Raw genomic sequence first — 24,916 nt, 5'->3', positions numbered from 1 at the left:
CTCAGTTGCTTGGAGGCTTCGCTACAGATGCAGAATCGACCAAAATTTCCACCGGGCCCACTATCTCCGCGACTCTCTGTATATCACTGGCATATCAGTATGATTGCCAGCATTGCACACCGCGCCAGTGGCATGGCATTAATTCTTTTTGTTCCCCTCTATTTGTGGCTCTTGCGTGGCATGACTGGCAGCAGCGAGAATTTTGAAACGGTATTTACCTGGATGCATTCCGGATTGGGTAAGCTGTCCATCTGGCTGCTTGGCATATCTTTGATTTATCATTTTTGTAACGGTATCCGGTTTCTTACCATTGATGCAGGCTGGGGTGAAAGTCGTGATGGCATGCGCAACAGTGCGAAGGCTGTGATTGTGATTACAGTGCTTGCTGCAGCGATACTGGCGGTGATGTTATGAGAGTGGTGAAGGAGCCCGGTGCAGCTCACAGTGGCCTCTCTGACTGGTACTGGCAGAGACTTTCAGCGGTAGTATTATTGCTGTTACTGCCGTTGCCATTTTTTCTGCTTGTAGCGGTATATAGTGGCAGTGTCGATCAGCAGGGCTTACTCGATATTCTCGATCACGTTATTTCCCGCCTGTTACATACGATTCTGATTTTTGGATTGATCATCCATGCCTATATGGGGCTGAAAGTGATACTCGAAGATTATGTGCATAACATTGCCTGGCGCATTCCCTTGATCGGGGTCATGCTGGTGATGATGACCACCTTCGGCATATGGTGGTTAGCAATAATATGGGCTTGGATCTGATATGACGTATTTATCCTCAGACAAAGTAGAAAACCACTTCCACGATGTAGTGATTATCGGCTCCGGTGGTGCAGGCATGCGCTGTGCTTTGCAGCTGGCTGATGCGGGGCACCGGGTAGCTATTGTCACCAAAGTTCTGCCGACACGCTCGCACACTGTTGCAGCTCAGGGCGGTATCAATGCGTCACTGGGTAATGTGTCCTCCGATCACTGGCACTGGCATATGTATGATACGGTGAAAGGTTCTGATTATCTCGGAGATCAGGATGCAATCGAGTTTATGTGCCGTGCGGCTCCACGTATTGTAAAAGAGCTGGAACATCAGGGTGTACCATTCTCGAGACTTGAAAACGGCACGATTTACCAGCGCGCATTTGGCGGCCAGTCACGCGAATTCGGCGAGGGCGGTCAGGCACTGCGCACCTGTGCCGCAGCTGACCGAACAGGACACGCCATTCTGCATACTCTGTATCAGCAGAATTTACGTGCCGGAACCCATTTCTATGAGGAGTTTTTTGCCCTTGACCTGATTACCGATGAAGATGGTTGCCATGGTGTTATGGCATGGGATATCGCTAACGGAACATATCATCTGTTTCAGGCCAAGGCTGTGATTCTGGCAACAGGCGGGGCAGGGCGTGTATTCAAAACCACGACCAATGCTCATATATGTACGGGTGATGGTGGTGCGCTGGTACTCGATGCAGGGCTGCCTGTTGAGGATATGGAGTTCTTTCAGTTTCATCCTACTGGCATTGCCGACGTCGGACCGCTGATTACCGAAGGTGTGCGAGGCGAAGGCGGTTATTTGCTCAATTCAGAGGGCGAGCGATTTATGGAGCGCTATGCTCCAACAGCCAAGGATCTAGCCAGTCGCGATGTGGTTTCCCGCGCCATTGCCTTGGAGATTCGTGCCGGGCGAGGCTGTGGCCCGAACAAGGACTATGCGTTGCTGAAGCTTGATCATCTCGGTGAAGAGCTGATTATGAAACGTCTGCCCAATATTCATGAACTGGCCTTGCGTTTTGCCGGTGTGGATTGTACGAAAGAACCGATTCCGGTGCAGCCGACCATGCATTATACCATGGGTGGTATTCCGACCAACTATCATACTGAAGTGGTCTACAACGATGCTGATGACCGCGAGAAAGTCTGTGCCGGTCTCTATGCGATTGGTGAGGCTGCATGTGTTTCCGTGCACGGAGCCAACCGGCTTGGTGGCAATTCATTGCTGGAGATTGTTGTGTTCGGTCATGCCTGTGGTGAGCGTGTGAACGACTACCTGCAAGAGCACCGGTATCATGCGCCATTGAATCCGGACTGCTGGAAGGCCGGTGTGGAAAGGGTGGAGAAGTGGTTTGTTTCCGCAACGGAGCGTAAATCAGACGGGCTCCGCATTGCTGATGTGCGCAAACGTATGCAGGCCATTATGCAGGATCATTTCAGTGTATATAGAACCGAAGATGTGATGAATGAAGGGGTGGAGCAGATTGAATCGTTGGCGGCCGAGTTGAAACAAGCCCGCCTTGATGACAGCGGCCGACTGTTTAATACAGAACTGGTTGAAGCACTGGAGCTGGAGAATCTGATGGGGCTTGCCCGCGTCACGGCTGCTGGCGCATTGGCACGTACTGAATCACGTGGTGCGCATGCACGAGATGATTATCCGGATCGTGATGATGAAAGCTGGCAGCTTCATACGCTGGCCAGGATTGGCGAAAACGGGGTTAAGCTGGATTATAAACCTGTCCGCACGAAACCGATGTCAGTTGAATCATTTCCTCCGAAGAAGCGGGTGTATTAATGGCTGACATGATCAAACTATCCGTATTCCGCTATGATCCTGAGGAGGATGACAAACCGTTTATGCAGAGTTACGAGGTGCCGCTCCTCAATCCGGGTATGAAGCTTCTGGATGCTTTGAACTATATTAAATGGGAGATTGATGGTACGCTGACTTACCGTCGCTCATGTGGTGAAGGTGTCTGCGGCTCCGATGGTCTGAATATTAATGGTGTCAACGGCCTGGCCTGTATTACGCCGTTAGAGGGATTGAAGCAGCCTGTCCATGTACGACCACTGCCTTCGATGCATGTGATTCGGGATCTGGTCGTTGAAATGGATCATTTCTTTGAACAATATCGCCAGATTAAACCCTGGTTGCAGAGTGAAAGCCCTGTGCCGGAGCATGAGCGTCTGCAGTCACCTGAAGATCGTGAACGACTCGATGGTTCATATGAATGTGTACTCTGCGGCTGTTGTACAACGGCTTGTCCATCATGGTGGTGGAATGGTGATCGTTTTCTTGGCCCATCGGCACTGTTGCAGGCCAATCGCTGGATTGTCGATTCACGCGATGAAGCGACTGGTGAACGGCTGGATCAGCTCGAAGACGCATTCAGGCTTTATCGATGCCACCAGATCATGAACTGCATGGAGGCCTGTCCGAAAGAACTGAATCCGACAGCAGCAATCGGCCACATCAAACGAAAACTCCTTTCACGAAAATCCTGAGTTCTGCCTCATGAATGAATCGGAAATCCATATCCGCCGTTTGCGTTATCGTTTGAACCGTCAGGGTATGCTGGAGTTGGACGCATGGCTTGCACCACTGCTAGCTGCTGATTTTAATCAGCCCGAAATAGTCGAGGCCATTGAAATTCTGCTACAATGCGAGGCGCCTGAGCTACAGGCCATGATGTCCGGTGAAACTGCATTGCCGGAAGTTCTGGAGAAATGGTTATTATGTTCGTAAGTCCACGCTTTATCTTTCTTGCATCTTTGATGTTGCTTGTTGTTGCCTGCACGCAGACAGAACAGCCGGAGCAGGGTATGAGTTCGCAGAATGTTACTCAGCCGGTAGTGAGTCATGAGGTGGGAGATACGGAAACCCTGGAGTCGAAGTTGGTGTTTGAGCCTGCACGCGTAGATATGGGGTCTGTCAAAGAAGGAGAAGAGGCGACGGTTTATCTGCGTGTACGAAACTCCGGCGATGCCATGGCCCAGATAGCTGATGTGCAGACTTCATGCGGCTGCTCGGTCGCCGAGCCGGAAGAGCGCTTGTTGATGCCGGGCGGATTCACCCGAATCAAGGTTGTTATTGATACATTTGCCAAACTCGATGATGTGAAGAAATGGGTCTCTCTGACCGATACGGAAGGCAGAAGCAGCAAGGCCTGGTTAACGCTGAATGTTCGTCCGAACCCGCATATGGGTGATAGTTCGCGCAGTATCTTTGATGGTAAATGTGCAGCTTGTCATTTTGATACGGCAAAGGGAAAGAGCAAAGGACCTGAGCTCTATAAAGCAGTATGCGGTATGTGCCATGGCGCGGCCGCTGAAGGTGCTGCGGCTCCCGCGCTCAGGCAGCATCGTGATAAACAACTGCTCTCCACACTGATTGCCAATGGAACCGGCTCTCAGCATATGCCCGGATTTGCCTTGAAAGAGGGTGGTCCGCTTACTGATGAGCAGATATCTGCACTGAGTGAATGGTTATCCGAGCTGGACGAATAGGGCAAAAATCGCTATTTTGCGGACTCTCAAAAATTATTGAAACAAACAGAACCCGGCTTTTTTCATCGTGTGCGGTGCTAAAAATCCAGATTCATTAAAGGGGCCTTTTCCATGAAAAAAAGTACTGTAATTGCACCGTCCATTCTGTCGGCTGATTTCGCTCGTCTTGGTGAAGAAATCAAAGCTGTTGACGAAGCTGGCGCTGACTGGATTCATTTTGATGTAATGGATGGAACATTTGTGCCTCCGATTACGATCGGTGACAATATCTGTAAAGCTATCCGTAGCTACACTGACAAACCGATTGATGTTCATCTGATGGTTGAACATCCGGATACTCAGGTTGAAGCATTTGCCAATGCCGGCGCTGACATCATCACCGTACATCAGGAAGCATGTGTTCATCTGGAGCGCACGCTGCAGTTGATTCGCTCGCATGGTAAAAAAGCCGGTGTAAGTCTGAATCCTTCCACTCCTGTTTCGACCATTAAAAATGTTCTGCACTGCGTTGATCTGGTTCTGCTGATGAGTGTGAACCCGGGTTACGGTGGCCAGTCTTATATCCATGCTGTGACTGACAAAATTCGTGAAGCACGTCAGATGCTGGACGATGCGGGCTCGGATGCATGGCTGGAAGTTGATGGTGGTGTGAATGTGAAGACGGCTGCTGAAGTGGGTGGCGCCGGTGCTGATGCCGTAGTTGCCGGCTCCGCAGTATACAATACAGATGACTATGCCAAGGCGATCAAAGAGATTAGAGATCTGGCTGATAACGCTTAATCCTTAGCCATAAGTAGAAAGAATAGATGAGCCCGTCAGCCCTGTGCTGGCGGGCTTTTTTCTTTTGTCCTATTCCCACGAATGGAGTAAGGTTTCCACTCTGTATCAATGACTCCTGATCGCCGTGAGGCGATATGCATTTCGTGAAACTGCAAGAGGAGATTGTTTGTAGAGTGATCAGGATGGTGGCAGGTTAATAGTAATTCTATTGCTTCTGGCACTGGCCTGAAACAGGTAATATGGAAGGAGTGAAGCATCGATTAACAGATGTTTCCAGGGCGCTTGAAAAGGGATTTGGCCTAGGGAAAGTCCTTTTTTTATTGCGGGTATAACCGGGCCGGGCTGACGCACTTCGGGGTTGACCAGAAGTGCACGCGCTGATAGTCATGCGGCCTTTAGATTTAGTCTGAAAATGTAAGAGGGGAGGAGAGTCTATGACAGATCAAGCAAATCAGTCGCGCCGTAATTTTCTTTACGTTGCTGCGGGTGGTTTAGGAGCTGTTGCTGCAGGCGCTACTGTTGTTCCGTTTATCGGCAGTATGTTACCGGCAGCAGATACACTGGCAGCATCGAAAACTGAGTTTGACGTATCTACCGTTGAAGCTGGTCAATTGGTGGTTATCCAATGGCAGGGTAAACCTGTATTTGTTGTTAACCGTACAGCTGAGCTATTGGCACAGGTTGATGGCCACGATGACAGACTCAAAGATGTTAATTCCGAAGCCATTCCAGAAGTTCAGCAAGATTGGATGGATACACCGGAAAAACGTAAATACCGCGCCATTAAACCGGAATACCTGATTGTCGTAGCAAGCTGCACGCATCTGGGTTGTATTCCATTGTTTAAACCAACACAAGGCCGCAAGGATTGGGGCGATTCAGTTCCTGAAAACTGGGCTGGTGGATGGCACTGTCCATGTCATGGTTCCTACTATGACATTTCTGCACGCGTAGTTAATGGTTCACCCGCACCGCACAATCTGCATGTGATGCCATACAAATATACTTCCGACACTAAAGTAGTGATCGGTTAATTCAGGGGGAGGGAAAAGTGTTAGATAAAATTATGAAAACACAGCTGTTCGCCTGGATTGACAAGCGAACTGATGCTGAAGCAATTATCAAGTCTCAGTTGACTGAATATCCGGCGCCTAAGAATTTGAACTACATGTGGAACTTCGGTTCCCTGGCTCTGCTGGTGCTGGTTCTGCAGATTCTGACCGGAATTTTTCTGGTGATGTATTACAAGCCATCAGCTGAAGCGACATTCGGCGGCTTTACCGTCGCCTTTGATTCGGTTGAACGTATCATGCGAGATGTGAACTTCGGTTGGCTGATTCGTTATATGCATGCGGTTGGCGCATCAATGTTCTTTGTTGTGGTCTATATGCATATCGGCCGCGGCATGTACTACGGTTCATTCAAGGCTCCGCGTGAGCTGCTGTGGATTATCGGTGTTGTGATTCTGCTGATTATGCAGGGTGCGGCATTCTTCGGTTATCTGTTGCCCTGGGGCCAGATGTCCTTCTGGGGTGCAACGGTAATTACCAACCTGTTCGGTGCGATTCCGGTACTGGGTGAGTATATCGGCCAGGTTCTGGTTGGTGGTTTTGCAGTTGGTGATCCAACCCTGAACCGTTTCTTCTCACTGCATTATCTGTTCCCGCTTCTGCTGGCAGCGATTGTTGGTGGTCATATTCATGCACTGCATGTGGTTCACTCCAACAACCCTGAAGGTATTGATCTGCACAAGCCTGAAGAGACTATTCCATTCCATCCTTATTACACACTCAAGGATGCGTTCGGTGTTGCTTTCTTCCTGCTGTTCTATTGCTACATCGTATTCTTCAACCCGCAGATGGGTGGTTACTTCATCGAAGTGGATAACTATGTACCAGCGAACAACCTGCAGACACCTGCACATATTGCGCCGGTATGGTATCTGACACCGTGGTACACGATTCTGCGTTCGTTTGAATCGAAACTGCTTGGTGTGGCCGCGATGGGCGGTTCATTAGCGATTCTGTTCGTGTTGCCATTCCTGTGTAAATCAGCAGTACGTTCGGCACGTTATCGTCCGATGTACAAGATCATGGTCATCATGTTCTTCGTTGATGTGATTGTACTGGGTTACTGTGGTCACTCCGCTCCTACAGCTACGCTGAAGGTGGTTGGTCAGATCGCAACAGCTTATTACTTCCTGTTCTTCTTCGCTCTGCCGTTCCTGCCGAAGATCGAGAAAACGAAACCTGTGCCGGAGGGGATTTAACATGAAGATGACTAAATTCGTGATGGCAGCAGTTGCTGCAATGGTAATGGGTTTCTCATCTCAGGCGATGGCCAGTGGTGGCGGTGCTCATCTTGAGCATGCCAATGTGGATGTGACAGACCAGGAACAGATTCGTCGTGGTCTGACTGTGTTCACCGACGTGTGTATGGGTTGTCATTCAGCCAAATACATCACTTTCCGTGGCTTGATGGACTATCCTGAAATCGGTTTGACTCGTGAAGAGGTGGATGAGCTTCGTGGTGAGAAATCACTGATGAGCGGCATGATCTCTGATCTATCCATCGAAGATGCAGTGGTGTCTTATGGTAAGGCTCCACCTGATCTGTCTCTGATCGTTCCTGGCCGTCGTGGCGGTGCAGACTATGTCTACTCGCTGCTGACAGGTTATGAACATGACCCTGATGGTAAAGTGCCTGACGGTAACTGGAACAAGGTGTTCCCGGGTAACCGTATTGCTATGCCGGATCCGATCTCCTGGCTGGATCATGAAGCGGATGAAGCTGCTGAGTTGAAACAGCAGGCGGAAGATGTGGCTGCATTCCTGACCTTCATCGGTGATCCGCATCAGAATACTCGCCGTATAATTGGTTGTTGGGTGATGGGCTTCCTGCTGCTACTGACGTTCGTATTGTGGCGTTTGAAAGTGGAAGTATGGAAAGACGTGAAACACTGATCTGATTGTTCAGTGAAATGAAATCAAAGGCCCGCCATTTTGGCGGGCCTTTTTTTGTATATTCAGAGCAGATAAGCTTCCTTGACCGTAAACAACCTGCTTCGTAGTCTCACCAACTCTGTTTAGTATGACTATTTTACCGGAGAATGAGTCTCGTCCATGCGCGAATTTGAAAAGATCAAACGTCTTCCTCCCTATGTGTTTGCAGTTGTAAACCAGTTGAAAATGGAACTTCGCCATGCCGGTGAAGACATTATCGATCTGGGTATGGGTAATCCGGACCAGCCGACACCACAACATATTGTCGATAAGCTCTGTGAAGCTGCCCAGGATGGACGCAATCACCGTTATTCCATGTCCAAGGGTATTCCGGGCTTGCGCAAGGCGATTTGTAACTGGTACAAAACCAAATTTGATGTTGATCTCGATCCGGAAACAGAAGCTATTGCTACAATCGGTTCTAAAGAGGGGCTGGCGCATCTGGCTGTTGCGATTACAAGCCCTGGTGATCTCATCCTTACCCCCAACCCGGCATACCCGATTCATCCGTACGGTTTCATTATTGCCGGAGCTGATATCCGCCATGTACCGATGGGGCCTGGGTACGATTATTTTGAAGAAGTGCAGAAGGCTGTGAAAGATTCCTGGCCCAAGCCGAAGATTCTCGTGGTTAATTTCCCGTCCAATCCGACTGCTGAAGTCGTGGATCTCGATTTTTATGTGAAGCTAGTAGATTTTGCGCGCGAGAATGATCTGATTGTCATTTCTGATATCGCTTATGCGGAGATCACCTTTGATGGTTATCAGTGCCCGTCTATCATGCAGGTGCCGGGTGCCAAGGATGTGGCAGTGGAATTCTACTCACTATCCAAGACCTATAATATGCCGGGTTGGCGTATGGGTTTCATGGTGGGTAACAGTGAGATTGTTGGTGCCCTGGGTAAGATCAAGTCTTATCTGGATTACGGTACATTCCAGCCATTACAGATTGCAGCATGTGCGGCGCTCAACGGTCCTCAGGATTGCGTGGAAGATATTCGTGCGATGTATCAATCTCGTCGTGATGTGCTGATTAACGGAATGCATCAGATGGGCTGGATGGCTGAAAAGCCCAAGGCATCGATGTTTGTATGGGCAGAAATTCCTGATGAGTTTAAAGCCATGGGTTCGCTTGAGTTCTCCAAGCGACTGATGAAAGAGGGTGGAGTCTCTGTTTCTCCGGGCATCGGTTTTGGTGATTATGGCGATCACTATGTGCGTATCGCACTGATTGAAAATGAACACAGAACACGCCAGGCACTGCGCGGCATGCGCCAGTTTTTAAATACTGGGGCATAAAAGAGGTTTACCACGAAGGATGAGAAGATCACGAAGCATTTTAATTGTTTCTTCGTGCCCTCTGTGAACATTGTGGTGGAAAATTGGAGTTTGAATGAATGAAGTAAGAGTTGGACTGTTAGGTCTGGGAACGATAGGTACGGGTGTTGCACGTATTCTGATTGAGCAGCAGGAATTGATCTCCCGCCGGCTTGGGAAAAATGTACGTCTGGTTGCAGCAGCAGACCGTGACCTGAAGACAGAGCGTGGCCTTGACCTGTCTGGCGTGCGCCTGACAGATGATGCCAGCGATATAGTTACTGCTGATGATATCGATCTGGTGGTTGAATTGATTGGCGGTTATGAGCCTGCTCGTACTTTTGTGGCAACCGCTTTGGAGAACGGCAAACATGCTGTTACTGCAAACAAGGCACTGATTGCCAAGCATGGTGAAGAACTATTTCCGCTGGCAGCCAGTAAAGGCGTAGCGATTGGCTTTGAAGCCGCTGTGGGCGGTGGTATCCCTTGTCTGAAAGCCTTGCGTGAAGGCTGTGCCGCCAATGCTGTTGAATCGGTATACGGTATTCTTAACGGAACCTGTAACTTCATCCTTACCAAGATGGAAAATGAAGGCGCGGATTATGCCGACGTACTGAAAGAGGCCCAGGAACTGGGTTATGCTGAAGCTGATCCGACCTTTGATGTTGAAGGCATTGATACTGCGCACAAACTGTCCATTCTGGCTGCTATGGCTTATGGCTCGAAGATCAAGTTTGATGAGGTATTCACTGAGGGTATCAGCAAAATCACTGCGGCCGATATTGAGTCTGCATCCGAGTTGGGTTATCGCATTAAGCTGCTGGGTATTGCCAAGCCGCATGGCGATGGTTCTGTGGTTGATAAAGTCGAGATGCGTGTGCATCCGACACTGGTACCAGTGAACTCTCAGATTGCCCAGGTATCCGACTCTTACAATGCAGTACAGGTATCCGGCGATTTTGTAGAGCATACCATGTATTTCGGCCGTGGTGCCGGTGAGCGTCCGACTGCCTCTGCTGTGGTTGCCGATATTATGGATATCGCCCGGGTTTCACCGGATGGTGTTGAGTATCTTGCACCACCCATGGCTTATGTGGCCGAAGAGCGCCGGGATCTGCAAACATTGTCTGTTGCCGATATCGAATGTGAGTATTATTTGCGTCTGATGGTGAAAGATAAACCGGGTGTGATTGCATCAGTCACTGCAATTCTGGCTGATCACCGTATCAGTCTGGAAGCACTGAACCAGAAAGAACGCCATGCCAGTCATGCTGTAGCCGTTGTAATGCTCACACATGAAACCACAGAAGGTAACCTGCAGGCAGCAATCAGCCGCATTGTAGGACTGGAAGCAGTAGAAGAAGATGTGTTGATTCTGCGTAAAGAATCAACCGTCGCATAAGGAACTTACTATGCCTCGTTACGAAGGAATCATTAACCGTTACCGTGCATTTTTGCCCATAGCAAAGGATGATGCGGTCATCACGCTTTATGAAGGCAACACGCCGTTGCACGAATCGCATAATCTGCGCAATGCCATCAACCCTGAGTTGAATATCTTCCTGAAATTTGAAGGTTTGAACCCGACCGGATCATTCAAGGATCGTGGTATGACCATGGCTGTGACGCAGGCGTATAACGCCGGATCACGCAAAATCATCTGCGCCTCTACCGGTAATACCTCGGCTTCAGCTGCAGCTTATGCAGCCAATTCCGGTATGGAGGCCTATGTACTGATTCCCGATGGCAAGATTGCACTGGGCAAAATGAGTCAGGGCATGCGTTATGGTGCCAAGGTCATTCAGATTCGTGGCAACTTTGATGATGCGCTGGAACTGGTACGTGAGATTTCCGCAGACGGTTCGATTTCACTGGTGAACTCGGTGAATCCTTACCGTATCCAGGGTCAGAAAACGGCTTCATTTGAGATTGTAGATGAACTCGGTTTTGCGCCGGATTTTCACGCGTTACCTGTTGGTAATGCAGGCAATATCACTGCTTACTGGATGGGCTATAAAGAGTATCACGAAAAACGTATCTCCAAGACTCTGCCAACCATGCTTGGTTTTCAGGCTGCAGGTTCTGCACCGATTGTTATGGGTCATCCGATCGATAACCCTGAAACCATTGCTACAGCGATTCGTATTGGTAAACCTGCCTCATGGAAGCAGGCTGAAGCTGCACGCGATGAATCCGGCGGACGTATTGATGCGGTAACCGATGAGGAAATCCTCGAAGCTTACAATATGCTGGCCTGTCTTGAGGGTGTGTTCTGTGAGCCGGCTTCAGCAGCATCAGTTGCCGGCATTATCAAGCTGAACAAGGCCGGTTATTTTCAGCCGGGTCAGAGCATTGTGTGTACTCTGACCGGAAACGGTCTGAAAGATCCGGACACCGCTATGAAAGGTATAGCGACACCGGTAACTATCGATGCTTCCGAGGATGCAGTACGCAGGGCTCTGGATTCATAAGTAGAGTTTTCGAAGCATGCATGCTTCCACACTGATCGTCAGTCAGGCATTAATAAGTAATCAGGATGGAGTGACCCTTCATCCTGATCTTTTTTCCTGGGAGAAACAGCTCTCAGCTTGCAAACAGCAATGGTTTGAATGTACGACGCGCAATCCTCTGGCATGGTATGCCACGGCTGCCAGTGTTTCCTGCACTGGCTTTGTGGCTTCGCTCTGCAAAGATATTCCTGCCTCTACCCAACAGTGTTGGATCGCCTCTCCATACCATGCACAGCTCACTCGTGATGCCCTTCGTGTGTACCCTGAAGGTTTGTTGCCATGGTCGGTTGCAGATGCCGACTACCTGTGTGAGGTGCTCAACCCCTTACTGACTGAAGAGGGTATGCAGTTGTGCAGCGCAGGAGCTGTTTTGTTGCTGACATGCCGGGATAAGATGGATGCTTTTCCAATCTGCTTCGGTGAACTCTCGGGAAAATTACTGCCGAACAAGCACCATGAGGGTGCTGATGGCGGACGTTTGAACAGGCTGCTTTCCGAGATTCAGATGCTTATGTTTCAGCAGCCATCTATTCAACGCCATGAGAGGGGCGATGTGGATGTGAATGGTCTCTGGCTCTGGGCACCAAGCGACTGGCCTGTAGATATGAGAATGCCGGCCCTGCCGGTTGCGACGCGCAACCCGGCACTGCAGTCGCTGGTGGACGGACAGGGTGCAACACTCATTATTTCGGAAGCTGAACGACTGTCCGAACTGCTGCAGGCTGATGCTCCTCTGCCGAAAAAAATTATTCTGGCCGGTGAAGGTTATGCGGTGCTGCTGACGAAATCATTGCTGCCAAAGTTTACCAGGGTTTCATGGCATCCAAAGGCCGCCAAAGATGAACAGGTTTTGATTGCAACTCTGGGCGGCTTTGTTTCTTGAACCTGCCCGATCTCAGAACTGCTAAAGGCTGTAAGCTTGTCTGGCGAAATGCGCCATTGGCAGCAGATGATCCTGCCAGTGCATGGCAGGGCCTGCTTCAGGCTCGGGATTTAAGTGAATCCGACCCGTTTTTTTCACCGCGTCTGAGTGATCTTCCGGATCCGTTCCTGATGATTGATATGGACAGGGCAGCAGGGCGAGTTTGTGATGCTGTGATGAATGGCGAAGCGATTCATGTGTTTGGCGATTTTGATGCGGATGGTGTAAATGGAACAGCTATTCTGGTGGAAGCGCTGCGAGCAGCCGGAGCAAAGGTTTCATTCTCTATTCCACACCGGGCTGATGAAGGGCACGGCATTGGCGTGGAGTCTGTGCGTGCGGCAGTTTTAGCTGGTTGTAAACTGGGTCTCAGTGTTGATACCGGCACCACCTGTTTTGATGCCTGCAATGAGGCGAACAAACTCGGTTTCGATCTGATTGTCTCCGATCATCATCTGCCTGAAGCAGAACTGCCTGCTGCATTCGCTCTGCTCAATCCGGCCCGGGTCGATTGTGGATTTGCTGGTCGTCAGTTATGCGGTACAGGTGTTGCATTTTTCCTGCTCATGGCTGTGTGGAAACTATTGGGCGAGAAAGGTTCGCGTCCTGATTTTGATTTGCGTCAGCTGCTTGACCGTGTTGCTGTTGCCACTGTTGCTGATGTCATGGATCTGGTGGGAGTAAACCGCGTGCTGGTTTATCACGGCCTGCATCGACTTAATACGCAACCATCCATTGGCATGCAGGCTTTGCTCAAGGTCGCCAAAGTGAAAAAGGCTGTCTCGGTTGAAACGATTGGTTTTTACCTTGCCCCGAGAATCAATGCTGCCGGTCGTCTGCAGCATGGCGAAGCTGCCATGCGTATGTTATCCACTCCGGATGCAGATGAAGCGGCAGGGCTTGCAGAAGAGCTGGATGTCACAAACAAACAGCGCCGACAGGTTGAGGCTGAAGTATTCAAGCAGTGCGAGGCAAAGCTTGCCGGATCCAATGTGTTGGCGGTCTTTGATGATGCGTGGCATGCAGGCGTTGTTGGTCTTGCTGCCGGTAGACTGGCACGTAAACATGGTAAACCAGCTGCAGTCGGTTTCGTTACTCCTGATGGCTCTGTGCGTGTTTCTCTGCGCGGCAGGCCGGGATTCCATATCGGGGACCTGTTAAATGCCTGTGGCGAGCATCTGGAGGGCTTCGGAGGCCATGCGGGTGCTGGTGGCGGCACTATCAAAGCAGGTCAATGGGATGCTTTTGCTTCAAGCTTTGCCCGAGTCATCGATGAGCAGGCTGAGCATGTTTCTGATCATCTGAGTCTGGCGGTTGATGGCGAACTTGATCTGGCTTGTCTGCATATTGGACTGGCAGAGCGCCTGTCCAGATTTGAACCCATCGGAAAAGGCAACCCGGCATGCCTGTGGTTGATCAGGGATATTCATATTGCAGAGCGTCGCAACCTCAAAGGCGGCGTTGTTCGATTGAAGCTGACCGACGGCAGTCGTTGGGTTGATGGTATTGTGTTCGGTGCCAACGGTATGAGTGACGCCATTGAAGCCGGTTTGACTGTTTCAGTCATTGGCCAGCTGCAGAAGGATGACTACCGTGGTGGTTCAGCAATTCAGTTGCTTGTGCGGGATGTTATCGTGGCAGAATAACTATCCCGGCAGAAAACGTTCACTGAACAGGCTGCTTTGAGGCAGTCCAAGCTCTTCTGCTACCAGTTCAGCTGCATCGATCAGGCCCGGTGGGCCACAGAGATAAACGTCGGGTTTGATGCCTTTGGCAATATCTGCTTGCAGGTCACGTTTAAATGCATCAACAGGCGAACCTTTGAATCCCTGCCAGGCATTGCCCGGTTTCCACATGCATACTTCAGCCGTGAGGTTGGGTAGCGAAGATTCTAGTGTTTCGATTTCAGCCTGCGCAAACAGGTCATCTTCTGTAGTAAGTCCGAAGTAGAGGTGAGATTCATGTGTTTCGCCGAACTCTGCCATCAGGCGCAACATGGAGAGCATGGGTGCGATGCCTGTGCCGCCGGCGACAAAACGGCGTGGAGCAAGGCCTGTCTGATGCAGTAAAAAACTGCCTTCAGGGCCCTTGGTGTTGAGCTGGTCACCGACTTTTGCATCATTTTCCAACCAGCTGGAGAATTTCCCATCCGGCTGCAGGCGAATCATGAACTCGAGTTCTCCATTCCAATTGGGAGCATTGGAGATGGAGTAGGCGCGACGGATATCAGTTCCCGGAATTTCCAGTTCCATAAATTGTCCGGGTTCAAATTCCGAATTGACTGCCCCATTCTCGTCCGGCAAAACCTTCAGCAGCAAGCGACGTACTTTGCCGCCCATGTCATCGAGTGCCAGCACTTCGCATACGGGTTCGGGAACCGGACCGGAAGTGATATGGGCCAGGTCCGATGCTACTTCAACAGTCATATCAGCGCGTGGAAAAGTACGGCACATCAGGATGCCACCATGCTCTTCATCATTACTGGAAATGGCGCCGGCACTGTGTGATTTCAGTTCATAGTCGCCGCTTTTACAGTGGCCATGACAGGCACCGCAGTTTCCTTCATGGCAGACAGCCGGCAATGTGATATTGGCCTGAGCTGCAGCGTCCACCAGATTACTATCGGCTGCACAGTCAAAGCTAATCACTTTACCATCCTGAGTATTCAGTTGAATGGAGTAGGTCTGGCTCATCGGATCTTCCTTTATGATTGGGATAAAAAGAGAACCGGAGCGATCAGTGATCGCTCCGGCTTTGTGCTATTTTATGCAGCCAGCACTTCAGCCAGATCGGCTTCAGGTGTTGAGTTGGCTTTGATGTCAAAGTTTTCAACCAGGATATTCAGTACTGCCGGACTGATAAATGCCGGCAGAGTCGGGCCGAGGTGAATACCTTTGATATTCAGTGCCAGAAGCGTCAGCAGTACTGCTGCAGCCTTCTGCTCAAACCATGAGACGAACAGCGATAGTGGCAGATCATTCACTTCACATTCAAAGGCATTGGCGAGTGCCACTGCAACCTGAATGGCCGAGTAACTGTCATTGCACTGGCCCATGTCGAGCAGGCGTGGAATACCACCGATATCACCCAGATCCTGTTTGTTGAAGCGGTATTTGGCACAGCCAAGTGTGAGGATGACGGTATCTTTCGGCGTCTGTTCAACCAGATCAGAATAGTAGTTACGGCCGGATGCTGCGCCGTCACAGCCACCAACGAGGAAGAAGTGTTTAATCGCACCGGATTTCACAGCGCCAATGACTGTGTCTGCAACACCAAGTACCGCGTCACGACCGAAACCTGTGGTGATGGTTTTCTCTTCTGAATCGACTGCGAAACCAGGCATGGCGTTGGCAGCCTGAATCAGGGTTGAGAAATCATGGTTCTCGATATGACGCAGGCCCGGCCAGCCAACAGGGCCGGCTGTAAAGATACGGCGACGATAGGATGCAGCCGGTTCAATAATGCAGTTGGAGGTCATCAGAATCGGGCCGGGGAAGTTGGCAAATTCAGTCTGCTGATCCTGCCACGCACCGCCATAGTTACCGGCCAGATGTGAATATTTCTTCAATTCAGGATAGCTGTGAGCAGGCAGCATTTCACCATGGGTGTATATGTTGATGCCTGTTCCCTCTGTCTGTTTCAGCAGGGCTGCCAGATCGGCCATATCATGACCACTGACCAGTATCGCTTTGCCTGCAACAGGGGAGATGCGTACTGATGATGGTTCAGGCGTACCGTATTTGCCGGTATTGCCCGCATCAAGCATTGCCATGACTGTCAGGTTGAGGTTACCCAGTCCCAGAGCCTGAGCTACGAGTGCATCTGCATCGGTAGGATCGGAAGCCAGAAAGTCGAGCGCATCTTCGATGCCTGCATAAACCTCATCACTCTGCTGATCCAGCATCAGGGCGTGATATGCGTATGCGCATACGCCTTTGGCACCGTAAAGGATCAAAGCGCGCAGACCGATAACATCTTCGCCTGCTTCGGCTTCGCCGGCTTTGATAGAAGCCATTTCAGCCTGTGCCAGCAATTCGTTACTATCAGCCGGAATATTCCATGCAGCAGGGCCGCTCAGAGTTTCAACTGCCACACCTTTTGCAGCGGCTGCATCTGCGTAGGCTTTCTGAAGTTCAGCACGAATTTCAGCAGCTTCCGCCAGCATGCTGGTGAAACGTGCCGGATTGAAGTTTACATTGGTCAGGGTCGTGAACATGGCGTAGAGAATGAACTCATCAGCTCTTTTGTTGCTTACGCCAAGATTGCGTGCACGTTTGGCATACTGGGCAATACCTTTTACTGCATAGATCAGAAGATCCTGCAGATCCGATGTCTGGGCATCCTTGCCACAGTTTCCGATGGCAGAAGCACATCCATCAATACCATTGGCGTGGGATGTCTGTTCACATTGATAACAAAACATAAGCGATTAACTCCTCTAGATTAAGTGGTTGGAAGTCATGCTGTGCGATCATTTGTTGCCTGATCATGTGGCACTGGTGTGACTGGTTGACAGATGCTCTTCACTTCCTTTAAAGATGCATTAGGCGTGCAAGTTAAAGACGCTTGGAAAAGTTGTCAATAGAATATATGTTTCGATTATGCAGCTTACTTCATATACCGATTACTCGCTCCGTGCTTTGCTTTATATCGGCAAAAACCCGGATCGACTGGTTACGGTTTCAGAAATCACCGACCACTATGGCGTGTCGCGAAATCATATGGTGAAGGTGGTGCATAATCTGGGGGCGCACGGCTTTATTCAGACTGTGCGTGGTAAATCGGGCGGTATGCGTCTGGCAAAAAAACCGGAGGAAATCATGATTGCGGATGTGGTGATTCTGACTGAACCCCATATGAATATTCAGGAATGTTTTTCTCGTGATACCAATACCTGTCCGCTGATTGATAACTGCAGCTTAATGGGCGTATTATATAAAGCGCGGCGGGCTTTTATGCAGGTGCTCGAAGAGCAGTCTCTGGCAGATATTCTATAACTCTGGTTAATCTTCTCGTCTTCTGAAGCGGATAATCTGGCGGCGGGCTTTTTTGTCAGGGCGTTTGTCCGGCGCGGGGGCGCTGGCAGCATTGAGCTTGCGCAACTGGTTTTGTTCTTCCCGGGACTTTTGACTCTCTTCGGTTTCCTGGTACAGCGTTTGTGCAATAGTCGCTGAGCCGCGTTTTTCAGCCAAAGCGGTTATCGTGACTACATAGGTTTCCTGATTGCGTACTATGTTTAAGCGGTCCCCGATTTTCACAGCACGCGATGCTTTAACGCGTTCACCATTCATCTGTACATGACCGCCACTAACCATTTCAGTTGCCAGCCCGCGCGTTTTAAAAAAACGTGCAGCCCATAGCCATTTGTCGATACGTACAGAGTTTTTGGACATGCCGCAACGCTAGAGTGCGTAAGTGCTGTATGCCATACCTGATCTGCATTCGCTGGTTGATTTGGTACGGCGAACAGGTAACTTCCACCTCCTTTGAGAAACAAGCTTTTTTGGAGTTAAACGATGAGCATCGAAGATCAGATTTCAGGATTCAGAACGCGGGCGGAAGATTATGCCAGCAGACTGGATGCCATGCGGAGGTCACTTTGACGTCGAAGCCAAAGAAGAGGATCTGCGCGAATTAAACGCTCGCATCGAAGATCCCACGCTGTGGGATAATGCCGAAGAGGCACAGCGCCTGATGCAGGATCGAGCGCGTGTTGAAAAAGTACTTGATGAATACAAGCAGGCACTCAGCGAACTCGATGATGCATCCACGCTATTTGAAATGGGAGTGGAAGAGGGTGACCGCGATTCCCAGATTGAAGCTGTTGAAGTGCTCGATGGTGTGCAACCCCAGCTGGAAGGGCTTGAACTTGCCCAGATGCTCGGCGGTGAAACCGATGCCGAATCGGCATTCCTCGATATCAACTCCGGCTCAGGTGGCACAGAGGCACAGGACTGGGCTGAAATGCTGCTGCGTATGTATCTGCGCTGGGCTGAGCGCAAGGGATTCAAGACCGAGTTGATGGAATGCACTGCCGGAGAAGAGGCGGGTATTAAATCTGTGACGGTATCGATCAAGGGCGAATATGCTTATGGGTTTCTGAAAGCCGAGATCGGCGTGCACAGGCTGGTGCGCAAATCTCCATTTGATTCGGGCAACCGTCGTCACACCTCGTTCTCATCGGTATTCGCCTATCCGGATATTGATCGTGAAATCGACATTGATATTGATCCGTCTGATGTGCGCATTGATACCTACCGTGCCAGTGGTGCCGGTGGTCAGCATATTAATAAAACCGATTCAGCTGTGCGTCTGACGCATCTGCCAACAAATATCGTGGTGCAGTGTCAAAATGACCGTTCACAGCATAAAAACAAGGCTGCTGCCTGGAGTATGCTCAAGGCACGCCTCTATGAGCATGAACTCAATAAACAGAACGCCGAGAAACAGGCCCTTGAAGATACCAAGACTGATATCGGTTGGGGCCACCAGATTCGTTCTTATGTGCTGGATCAATCCCGTATCAAGGATTTAAGAACAGGAATGGAAACGGGCAATACACAGGCTTTTCTCGATGGTGATATTGATGCATTTATCAATGCAGAGCTGATGGGCATCCGCAGAGGCGAAAATAGCGAATAAATCCCGGCAATGATTTCTGTATAATCCGCCAAAGATGGCATAAGGCATGCTAAAGACTTGGGATAGCCCTGTGAGGTAACCCGAGTCAATGACAATACGTGCTAAAATGTTGAAGGATATCATTCAGAATCTGGAGCACGAGCTTCCAGCTGTACAGTCATCTACGACCCAGATGGTTGCACGTGTGATTCTGGGCGAAGAGGTGGAGCGCTCCATGGGCAGCCTGGCGGTATCTCTGTTGCAGTCCAATGTCTCGGTGGGGCATATACTCTCAGCCCTGTTGCGCTGTGAGTGGCTCAGTGTTCAGCATCTGATCGAAACAACAGATACAGGCAATATTAAAAAGCAGGTGCGACTGTTTTCCGAATCTGTTGAGCACTTCAATATACTGCAAGCCGCGATTATCGATGCTGCTGATCAGCGCTGGCAGGGGGCGCTCGATGAAGAGGTGAAGCAGAGGGTGTTGGCTGAACTGAAACTGAATTGGCAACAGACCGGTACAGTTCGCCTGCACAACTACTTTGATGAGATTCCGGTTGCAGCGAAAGTTGAATTCAGAGGTTTTGATAAGAAGAAGTACCTTTGGGTTTCCCAGAATAAAGATCTGATCACCATGTTTGCAGCTTCAGCGGGTTCCAACACTGCATTGATTTCAAGTCTGGATCGTGCACATAACCTGATGGTTTGTGGTGTGAACAAATTTGAAGATAAGATATGTCTGGAGATTACCGGCGCTGAGGTAAGTCTTAGAGAGCGCAGAAAAGATGTTCGGGTAAAACTGGCCAGGGCCTTACCTATCTCATTGAATCACCGTGGTGAAGTTATCCATGCCAATATTATAGATCTCTCCTGTACCGGTCTTGGCTTGAAATTAATTGATGAGAATGCAGCTCTGTTACATAACGAAAAACTTAGTTGTGCATTCAAACTGGGTAGCGAGCTGATGAAGTGTGGAGAGGCTATCGTTTGCTGGGCAAAAGAAGTGGATTCGGAATACCGACTGGGTATCAGGTTCAAACCGGCGACGATTAAAAGGGAGACCATCTATCGATTTATCTTTGTGCAGGAACAGGCAATCATCGGCCGGCTCAAGCAACTTGAAATGCCATCATGGATGAAAGATCCCATTGAGCTATGTGATGCAGACGAATAAAAAGGGCGCCCCTGAAGGCACTCTTGTTATTTATGATAAAAACACCGTAAAGCCCACTGATCAGTGTAGCCCCGAAGCGGCTATTATCTGTGGGGTATAAAAGGTGTGCCTTTGCTCTTGAATGCTGTTTTGGCATGGTGTACGATCGTACACCATGCAGATTTTGAAAGCATATAAGTTCAGACTTGAGCCAACTGAAAGTCAGCGGCAATCGTTTGCTGAATTCGCTGGATGTAGGCGATTCCTCTGGAATAAAATGCTTTCCATAAACTTGCAGCGACTCACGGATAAGCAGCCAATCATGCGATATAACGAATCAGCCTGGTGGCTCACTCTCTGGAAGAAATCGGATGAGTTTGGCTTTCTGGCGCAAGTTCAATCGCAAGTCCTGCAGCAGTGCCTCAAGGATTTGGACCGGGCTTTCAGCGATGGTTTTGATCGCAAGCAGCCGCTAAAGCGTATGCCTAGATTCAAGAAAAAAGGATCAAATGATTCATTCAGGTTCCCACAATCTGTCCGGGTTGAGGGAAATCGTGTCTTTCTTCCGAAAATCGGATTGGTACGGTTTCGCCAGTCTCGCCCCATTGAAGGTTTAATCCGAAGCGCAACCGTTTCCCGGCGCGGGAAACACTGGTTTGTGTCTATCCTGACAGCGAGAGAAATCGCTGAACCGATCCATCAATCTTCAATGGTAACCGGCATTGACCGGGGCGTGGTGAATCTTGCAACCCTGTCCGACGGTTCAGTTTTTGAAGGCTCAAAACCACTTAAAAGGCTCGCTAAAAAACTGGCCAGAGAGCAACGTAAGCTTGCCCGCAAAACTAAATTCTCAAACAACTGGAAAAAGCAGCGCGAACGGATCACTCGCCTGCATATCAAAATCGCAGATGCCCGAAATGACGCAATCCACAAGGCAACAACGATTATCAGCAAAAACCACGCGGTAATCGTGCTTGAAGATCTGCGTACAAAAAACATGACGGCATCTGCAAAAGGCTCAATCGATGAGCCATGCACCAACGTCCGGCAGAAAGCAGGACTCAACCGATCCATTCTCGATATGGGTTGGTTCGAGTTTTACCGGCAATTGGAGTACAAACAGCGTTGGCGCGGAGGTCAGGTGATTCTGATTAATCCGCGTAACACATCACGGAAATGCTCGGCCTGTGGGTTCACCGACAAGGTGAACCGACAAACCCAAGCACAGTTTTCATGCATGGCCTGTGGCCATACTGAAAACGCCGATGTGAACGCTGCAAAAAATATTCTAGCGGCAGGGTATGCCGTTCAAGCCTGTGAAGGGATAGGCGGTTACGCTCCCAACGAAGCAGGAACCAGAGGTGCAGCGATGCGACCTCTTCCATTAGCTGCATGAGCGGTTTTGGGAATCCCATATTTATTCGTGGGAGGATGTCAAGAACCTTTAGGTGTTGCACGTTTGCGTTCGTGTTCTTTAAGGAATCGCTTGCGCAGACGAATCGAAGTCGGAGTGATTTCCACCAACTCATCATCTGCAATGAATTCGATTGCTCGTTCCAGACTCAGGTTCAGAGGTGGCACCAGATCAATGGACTCATCTTTACCGGATGCACGAACATTGGTCAGTTTCTTTTCCTTGATCGGATTCACAGTCATATCTGAGTCACGGCTGTTGATACCGATGATCATGCCTTCATACAGTTTCTGGCCGGAACCGATAAACATCTTGCCGCGTTCCTGCAGTTTCCACAGGGCAAAGGCAACAGATTCGCCATTTTCCATGGAGATCAATACACCGTTGGTACGACCCGGCAGGGCACCGATATATGCGCCATAGGAGTGGAATACATGATGCATGATGCCTGTACCACGGGTATCGGTAAGGAATTCTGATGTATAACCGATCAGGCTGCGGGTAGGGGACATGAACTCAATACGGGTAGAGCCATCCTTATTGCTTTCCATAGAGGTCATTTCAGCGCCTCGTTTACCCAGTTTTTCAATAACTGCACCCTGAAATTCAGCTTCCACATCAACGGTTACATGTTCGTATGGTTCCTGTTTAACACCGTCAACCGTACGAATAATCACTGTCGGACGTGATACAGCCATTTCAAAGCCTTCACGACGCATGGTTTCCAGAAGAATACCAATATGCAGTTCGCCACGGCCGGATATTTTGTAGACATCTGCAGAGTCGGTTTCTTCAACACGCATGGCTACGTTGGTGCGAATTTCACGCATCAGGCGGTCACGGATCTGACGTGTGGTGATGAATTTTCCTTCAGTACCAGCCAGCGGAGAATTGTTCACATGCAGTTCCATGGACAGCGTTGGTTCATCCACGTGGATCACCGGCAGTGCAATGGGATTCTCTTTGGAAGCAATCGTTTCACCGATATTGATATGTTCGATACCCGCAATAGCAACAATATCACCGGCTTCTGCTTCCTGAATTTCAATGCGGTTCAGGCCAAGGAAACCAAGCAATTTGGTGACCTTAAAGTTTTCTTTTGAAGAATCGGCATGCACAACAGTGATTTCTTCACCTGTTTTGACGCGACCATTTGCAATACGGCCAATAACGATACGGCCAATGTATTCATCCCAGTCCAGAGTGGTGGCTAACATCTGCAATGGTGCTTCGGAATCGCCTTCAGGCGCTTGAACATGCTCAAGAATCGTATCAAACAGGCAGATCAGATTGTCGGACTCTTCATTCAGATCAAGCATGCCGTAACCGTTTTTAGCGGAGGCATAAACAACCGGGAACTCCAGCTGTTCATCTGTAGCACCAAGCGATGCAAACAGGTCAAAAGTGAGATCAACCACGGCATCGGGATCAGAGCCTTCACGGTCGATTTTATTAACTACAACAATTGGCTTCAGGCCCAGCGCCAGAGCTTTTGAGGTTACAAACTTGGTCTGTGGCATCGGACCTTCACGGGCATCAACCAGCAGGACAACACCATCAACCATATTCAGTACACGTTCCACTTCGCCGCCGAAGTCGGCATGGCCAGGGGTGTCGATAATGTTGATGTGGGTGTCACCATAGCGAATGGCAGTGTTCTTGGCGGTGATGGTAATGCCACGCTCTTTTTCGAGGTCGTTAGAATCCATGACACATGTTTCCATGTCGGCGCGCAGACTATCCATCGTGCCGGACTGCTTGAGCAGTTCATCAACCAGAGTTGTTTTGCCATGATCCACGTGGGCGATGATGGCGATGTTACGTAGCTTGCGGGACATATTGTGTACCTCGAATCAAAAGTGGCGCGCATAGTAGCGCTTCACCACCTTTATGGAAGTAATATGATTTATTTATTCACCACGAAGATCACGAAGGCCACAAAAATTAAATAAACAAAGTAGAAAATAGTGCGGATTGAACAAAGGTAATGTGCTTTCTACTGACTTGTTTCGAGCTCTTCGTCCCCTAGGCGAAATTCACCTGATGTCTTCTGTGGTGAAAGGTTAAGCGCTTGGAATAGTAAGTATTTCGCAGCCGGTTTTGGTGACAGTCAGTGTATGCTCGAATTGGGCAGAAAGTGACTTATCACGTGTGACGACAGTCCAGTGATCGCCTAGAAGTTTTACTGCAGCTTTGCCCACATTCACCATCGGTTCAATGGTGAATACCATACCTTCTTTCAGCGTAAGCCCTGTGCCGGGTTTGCCGTAGTGCAATACTTGCGGTTCTTCATGAAAGACGCGCCCAATGCCGTGGCCACAGTACTCGCGCACAACTGAACACTTCTCGCCTTCAACATAGCTTTGAATGGCATGACCGATATCACCAAGAGTGGCACCGGGGCGCACGACATCGATTCCGATCTGCAGTGCTTTTTCAGCCACTTCAACAACCTTGCGCGCGCGAACCTTGGGCTCACCAACAAAGAACGTTTTACTGTTATCGCCATGCCAGCCATCAAGAATAGTGGTGACATCAACATTAATGATATCGCCATTCGAGAGCTTTTTGGCGCTTGGGATACCATGACAGACAACGTGGTTCACCGAAGTGCAGACCGATTTAGGAAAGCCGTGATAATTCAACGGCGCAGGAATGCCGCCAGCTTTGATGGTGAATTCATGCACCAGATCATTGATCTCATCGGTAGTTATCCCTGCTTTAATGTATGGCTCAATCATCACCAGTGTATCTGCAGCATGCTGACATGCAGGTTTCATGGCTTCGATTTCTTCAGGGGTTTTAATTTTTACCATGCCTACGCTTCTCCGGGTAACAGTTGAATGATGCCCGTATTGTGGCCTAATCTGTCAGCAAGGTCATTATTGCTATTAAATAGAACATCTACTAC

At 49.6% G+C, this 24,916-nt stretch carries 24 protein-coding genes; 19 read left to right on the top strand and 5 right to left on the bottom strand.

Annotated features, from left to right (window positions below):
• The first annotated feature begins 27 nt into the window (after positions 1–27).
• The 15 genes from sdhC to recJ all read left to right on the top strand — a co-directional run bounded on the left by sdhC (position 28) and on the right by recJ (position 14,463).
• Positions 28–414, top strand: a complete 387-nt coding sequence (gene sdhC, locus MMIC_RS07740; protein ID WP_072659893.1) for a succinate dehydrogenase, cytochrome b556 subunit — start codon at positions 28–30, stop codon at positions 412–414.
• Positions 411–770 carry a succinate dehydrogenase, hydrophobic membrane anchor protein gene (gene sdhD, locus MMIC_RS07735; protein ID WP_072659892.1) on the top strand — a complete coding sequence of 120 codons (360 nt, stop codon included), beginning with the start codon at positions 411–413 and terminating at the stop codon, positions 768–770. The genes sdhC and sdhD overlap by 4 nt, the downstream gene beginning before the upstream one ends.
• A 1-nt stretch (position 771) precedes the next feature.
• A complete protein-coding gene (gene sdhA / locus MMIC_RS07730) occupies positions 772–2,574 on the top strand; it encodes a succinate dehydrogenase flavoprotein subunit (protein WP_072659891.1) in 1,803 nt (600 codons plus the stop codon).
• On the top strand, positions 2,574–3,284 hold the full coding sequence (locus MMIC_RS07725; RefSeq protein ID WP_072659890.1) for a succinate dehydrogenase iron-sulfur subunit: 711 nt from the start codon (positions 2,574–2,576) through the stop codon (positions 3,282–3,284). The genes sdhA and MMIC_RS07725 overlap by 1 nt, the downstream gene beginning before the upstream one ends.
• Positions 3,285–3,294: 10 nt before the next feature.
• A complete protein-coding gene (locus MMIC_RS07720) occupies positions 3,295–3,525 on the top strand; it encodes a succinate dehydrogenase assembly factor 2 (RefSeq protein ID WP_072659889.1) in 231 nt (76 codons plus the stop codon).
• Positions 3,516–4,286 carry a DUF1573 domain-containing protein gene (locus MMIC_RS07715; RefSeq protein ID WP_072659888.1) on the top strand — a complete coding sequence of 257 codons (771 nt, stop codon included), beginning with the start codon at positions 3,516–3,518 and terminating at the stop codon, positions 4,284–4,286. Before MMIC_RS07720 ends, MMIC_RS07715 begins: the two co-directional genes overlap by 10 nt.
• Before the next feature lie 111 nt (positions 4,287–4,397).
• Positions 4,398–5,066, top strand: a complete 669-nt coding sequence (gene rpe / locus MMIC_RS07710) for a ribulose-phosphate 3-epimerase (RefSeq protein WP_072659887.1) — start codon at positions 4,398–4,400, stop codon at positions 5,064–5,066.
• Positions 5,067–5,500: 434 nt separating this feature from the next.
• Positions 5,501–6,100 carry a ubiquinol-cytochrome c reductase iron-sulfur subunit gene (gene petA, locus MMIC_RS07705; RefSeq protein ID WP_072659886.1) on the top strand — a complete coding sequence of 200 codons (600 nt, stop codon included), beginning with the start codon at positions 5,501–5,503 and terminating at the stop codon, positions 6,098–6,100.
• 32 nt (positions 6,101–6,132) lie between these two features.
• Positions 6,133–7,335 carry a cytochrome b gene (locus MMIC_RS07700; protein ID WP_072659912.1) on the top strand — a complete coding sequence of 401 codons (1,203 nt, stop codon included), beginning with the start codon at positions 6,133–6,135 and terminating at the stop codon, positions 7,333–7,335.
• A gap of 1 nt (position 7,336) precedes the next feature.
• Positions 7,337–8,029 carry a cytochrome c1 gene (locus MMIC_RS07695; RefSeq protein WP_072659885.1) on the top strand — a complete coding sequence of 231 codons (693 nt, stop codon included), beginning with the start codon at positions 7,337–7,339 and terminating at the stop codon, positions 8,027–8,029.
• Positions 8,030–8,188: 159 nt separating this feature from the next.
• Positions 8,189–9,367, top strand: coding sequence for an alanine transaminase (gene alaC, locus MMIC_RS07690; RefSeq protein ID WP_072659884.1), 1,179 nt, complete (start codon positions 8,189–8,191; stop codon positions 9,365–9,367).
• Between the two features lie 94 nt (positions 9,368–9,461).
• On the top strand, positions 9,462–10,787 hold the full coding sequence (locus tag MMIC_RS07685) for a homoserine dehydrogenase (RefSeq protein WP_072659883.1): 1,326 nt from the start codon (positions 9,462–9,464) through the stop codon (positions 10,785–10,787).
• Between the two features lie 10 nt (positions 10,788–10,797).
• Complete coding sequence (thrC, locus tag MMIC_RS07680; RefSeq protein WP_072659882.1) at positions 10,798–11,856, top strand: threonine synthase; 1,059 nt, start codon at positions 10,798–10,800, stop codon at positions 11,854–11,856.
• Positions 11,857–11,872: 16 nt separating this feature from the next.
• Positions 11,873–12,778 (top strand): threonine synthase, encoded by a 906-nt coding sequence (locus MMIC_RS07675; RefSeq protein WP_072659881.1) that lies wholly within the window; start codon positions 11,873–11,875, stop codon positions 12,776–12,778.
• Positions 12,775–14,463 (top strand): single-stranded-DNA-specific exonuclease RecJ, encoded by a 1,689-nt coding sequence (gene recJ / locus MMIC_RS07670; RefSeq protein ID WP_072659880.1) that lies wholly within the window; start codon positions 12,775–12,777, stop codon positions 14,461–14,463. Before MMIC_RS07675 ends, recJ begins: the two co-directional genes overlap by 4 nt.
• Here the strand turns inward: recJ and MMIC_RS07665 are convergent, their stop codons facing one another.
• Together MMIC_RS07665 and hcp are read right to left on the bottom strand one after the other, a co-directional pair.
• Positions 14,464–15,510, bottom strand: a complete 1,047-nt coding sequence (locus MMIC_RS07665; RefSeq protein WP_072659879.1) for a 2Fe-2S iron-sulfur cluster-binding protein — start codon at positions 15,508–15,510, stop codon at positions 14,464–14,466. It abuts the gene before it with no gap.
• A gap of 71 nt (positions 15,511–15,581) precedes the next feature.
• Positions 15,582–17,240 carry a hydroxylamine reductase gene (gene hcp / locus MMIC_RS07660; RefSeq protein ID WP_072659878.1) on the bottom strand — a complete coding sequence of 553 codons (1,659 nt, stop codon included), beginning with the start codon at positions 17,238–17,240 and terminating at the stop codon, positions 15,582–15,584.
• 178 nt (positions 17,241–17,418) lie between these two features.
• On the opposite strand from hcp, the gene MMIC_RS07655 reads away from it, so the two are divergent.
• Positions 17,419–17,814 (top strand): RrF2 family transcriptional regulator, encoded by a 396-nt coding sequence (locus tag MMIC_RS07655; protein WP_072659877.1) that lies wholly within the window; start codon positions 17,419–17,421, stop codon positions 17,812–17,814.
• A 6-nt stretch (positions 17,815–17,820) separates the two neighbouring features.
• On the opposite strand, the gene MMIC_RS07650 is transcribed toward MMIC_RS07655, so the two are convergent.
• The gene (locus MMIC_RS07650; protein WP_072659876.1) at positions 17,821–18,210 is read right to left on the bottom strand and encodes an RNA-binding S4 domain-containing protein; all 390 of its coding nucleotides are present in this window, start codon (positions 18,208–18,210) and stop codon (positions 17,821–17,823) included.
• A 123-nt stretch (positions 18,211–18,333) separates the two neighbouring features.
• On the opposite strand from MMIC_RS07650, the gene prfB reads away from it, so the two are divergent.
• From prfB to MMIC_RS07635, 3 genes are all read left to right on the top strand, one after another.
• A protein-coding gene (gene prfB, locus MMIC_RS07645; protein WP_143144913.1) for a peptide chain release factor 2 occupies positions 18,334–19,459 on the top strand; the annotation gives its coding sequence in 2 pieces (ribosomal slippage) (positions 18,334–18,408 and positions 18,410–19,459; 1,125 coding nt in all).
• An 88-nt stretch (positions 19,460–19,547) separates the two neighbouring features.
• Positions 19,548–20,612 carry a PilZ domain-containing protein gene (locus tag MMIC_RS07640; RefSeq protein WP_072659874.1) on the top strand — a complete coding sequence of 355 codons (1,065 nt, stop codon included), beginning with the start codon at positions 19,548–19,550 and terminating at the stop codon, positions 20,610–20,612.
• Between the two features lie 121 nt (positions 20,613–20,733).
• The gene (locus MMIC_RS07635; RefSeq protein WP_307157488.1) at positions 20,734–21,987 is read left to right on the top strand and encodes an RNA-guided endonuclease InsQ/TnpB family protein; all 1,254 of its coding nucleotides are present in this window, start codon (positions 20,734–20,736) and stop codon (positions 21,985–21,987) included.
• 38 nt (positions 21,988–22,025) lie between these two features.
• Here the strand turns inward: MMIC_RS07635 and typA are convergent, their stop codons facing one another.
• Together typA and map are read right to left on the bottom strand one after the other, a co-directional pair.
• On the bottom strand, positions 22,026–23,843 hold the full coding sequence (typA, locus tag MMIC_RS07630; protein WP_072659873.1) for a translational GTPase TypA: 1,818 nt from the start codon (positions 23,841–23,843) through the stop codon (positions 22,026–22,028).
• Positions 23,844–24,068: 225 nt separating this feature from the next.
• Complete coding sequence (gene map, locus MMIC_RS07625; RefSeq protein ID WP_072659872.1) at positions 24,069–24,821, bottom strand: type I methionyl aminopeptidase; 753 nt, start codon at positions 24,819–24,821, stop codon at positions 24,069–24,071.
• Positions 24,822–24,916: the final 95 nt, after the last annotated feature.

The organism is Mariprofundus micogutta, from assembly GCF_001895085.1.
GTDB classification, from domain to species: domain Bacteria; phylum Pseudomonadota; class Zetaproteobacteria; order Mariprofundales; family Mariprofundaceae; genus Mariprofundus; species Mariprofundus micogutta.
The sequence above is the reverse complement of the archived record's forward strand: the minus strand, read 5'-3'. Positions and strand labels throughout refer to the sequence as shown.

Excerpts from the sequence above, each read along its gene's own strand:
- MMIC_RS07650 (WP_072659876.1), bottom strand. The coding sequence starts at position 18,210 with ATGTCCAAAAACTCTGTACGTATCGACAAATGGCTATGGGCTGCACGT.
- sdhC (WP_072659893.1), top strand. The coding sequence starts at position 28 with ATGCAGAATCGACCAAAATTTCCACCGGGCCCACTATCTCCGCGACTC.
- MMIC_RS07700 (WP_072659912.1), top strand. The coding sequence starts at position 6,133 with ATGAAAACACAGCTGTTCGCCTGGATTGACAAGCGAACTGATGCTGAA.
- rpe (WP_072659887.1), top strand. The coding sequence starts at position 4,398 with ATGAAAAAAAGTACTGTAATTGCACCGTCCATTCTGTCGGCTGATTTC.
- MMIC_RS07685 (WP_072659883.1), top strand. The coding sequence starts at position 9,462 with ATGAATGAAGTAAGAGTTGGACTGTTAGGTCTGGGAACGATAGGTACG.
- MMIC_RS07640 (WP_072659874.1), top strand. The coding sequence starts at position 19,548 with ATGACAATACGTGCTAAAATGTTGAAGGATATCATTCAGAATCTGGAG.
- alaC (WP_072659884.1), top strand. The coding sequence starts at position 8,189 with ATGCGCGAATTTGAAAAGATCAAACGTCTTCCTCCCTATGTGTTTGCA.
- typA (WP_072659873.1), bottom strand. The coding sequence starts at position 23,843 with ATGTCCCGCAAGCTACGTAACATCGCCATCATCGCCCACGTGGATCAT.
- MMIC_RS07675 (WP_072659881.1), top strand. The coding sequence starts at position 11,873 with ATGCATGCTTCCACACTGATCGTCAGTCAGGCATTAATAAGTAATCAG.
- hcp (WP_072659878.1), bottom strand. The coding sequence starts at position 17,240 with ATGTTTTGTTATCAATGTGAACAGACATCCCACGCCAATGGTATTGAT.
- MMIC_RS07715 (WP_072659888.1), top strand. The coding sequence starts at position 3,516 with ATGTTCGTAAGTCCACGCTTTATCTTTCTTGCATCTTTGATGTTGCTT.
- MMIC_RS07635 (WP_307157488.1), top strand. The coding sequence starts at position 20,734 with ATGCTGTTTTGGCATGGTGTACGATCGTACACCATGCAGATTTTGAAA.
- MMIC_RS07720 (WP_072659889.1), top strand. The coding sequence starts at position 3,295 with ATGAATGAATCGGAAATCCATATCCGCCGTTTGCGTTATCGTTTGAAC.
- sdhD (WP_072659892.1), top strand. The coding sequence starts at position 411 with ATGAGAGTGGTGAAGGAGCCCGGTGCAGCTCACAGTGGCCTCTCTGAC.
- MMIC_RS07695 (WP_072659885.1), top strand. The coding sequence starts at position 7,337 with ATGAAGATGACTAAATTCGTGATGGCAGCAGTTGCTGCAATGGTAATG.
- petA (WP_072659886.1), top strand. The coding sequence starts at position 5,501 with ATGACAGATCAAGCAAATCAGTCGCGCCGTAATTTTCTTTACGTTGCT.
- MMIC_RS07725 (WP_072659890.1), top strand. The coding sequence starts at position 2,574 with ATGGCTGACATGATCAAACTATCCGTATTCCGCTATGATCCTGAGGAG.
- sdhA (WP_072659891.1), top strand. The coding sequence starts at position 772 with ATGACGTATTTATCCTCAGACAAAGTAGAAAACCACTTCCACGATGTA.
- map (WP_072659872.1), bottom strand. The coding sequence starts at position 24,821 with ATGGTAAAAATTAAAACCCCTGAAGAAATCGAAGCCATGAAACCTGCA.
- MMIC_RS07665 (WP_072659879.1), bottom strand. The coding sequence starts at position 15,510 with ATGAGCCAGACCTACTCCATTCAACTGAATACTCAGGATGGTAAAGTG.
- MMIC_RS07655 (WP_072659877.1), top strand. The coding sequence starts at position 17,419 with ATGCAGCTTACTTCATATACCGATTACTCGCTCCGTGCTTTGCTTTAT.
- thrC (WP_072659882.1), top strand. The coding sequence starts at position 10,798 with ATGCCTCGTTACGAAGGAATCATTAACCGTTACCGTGCATTTTTGCCC.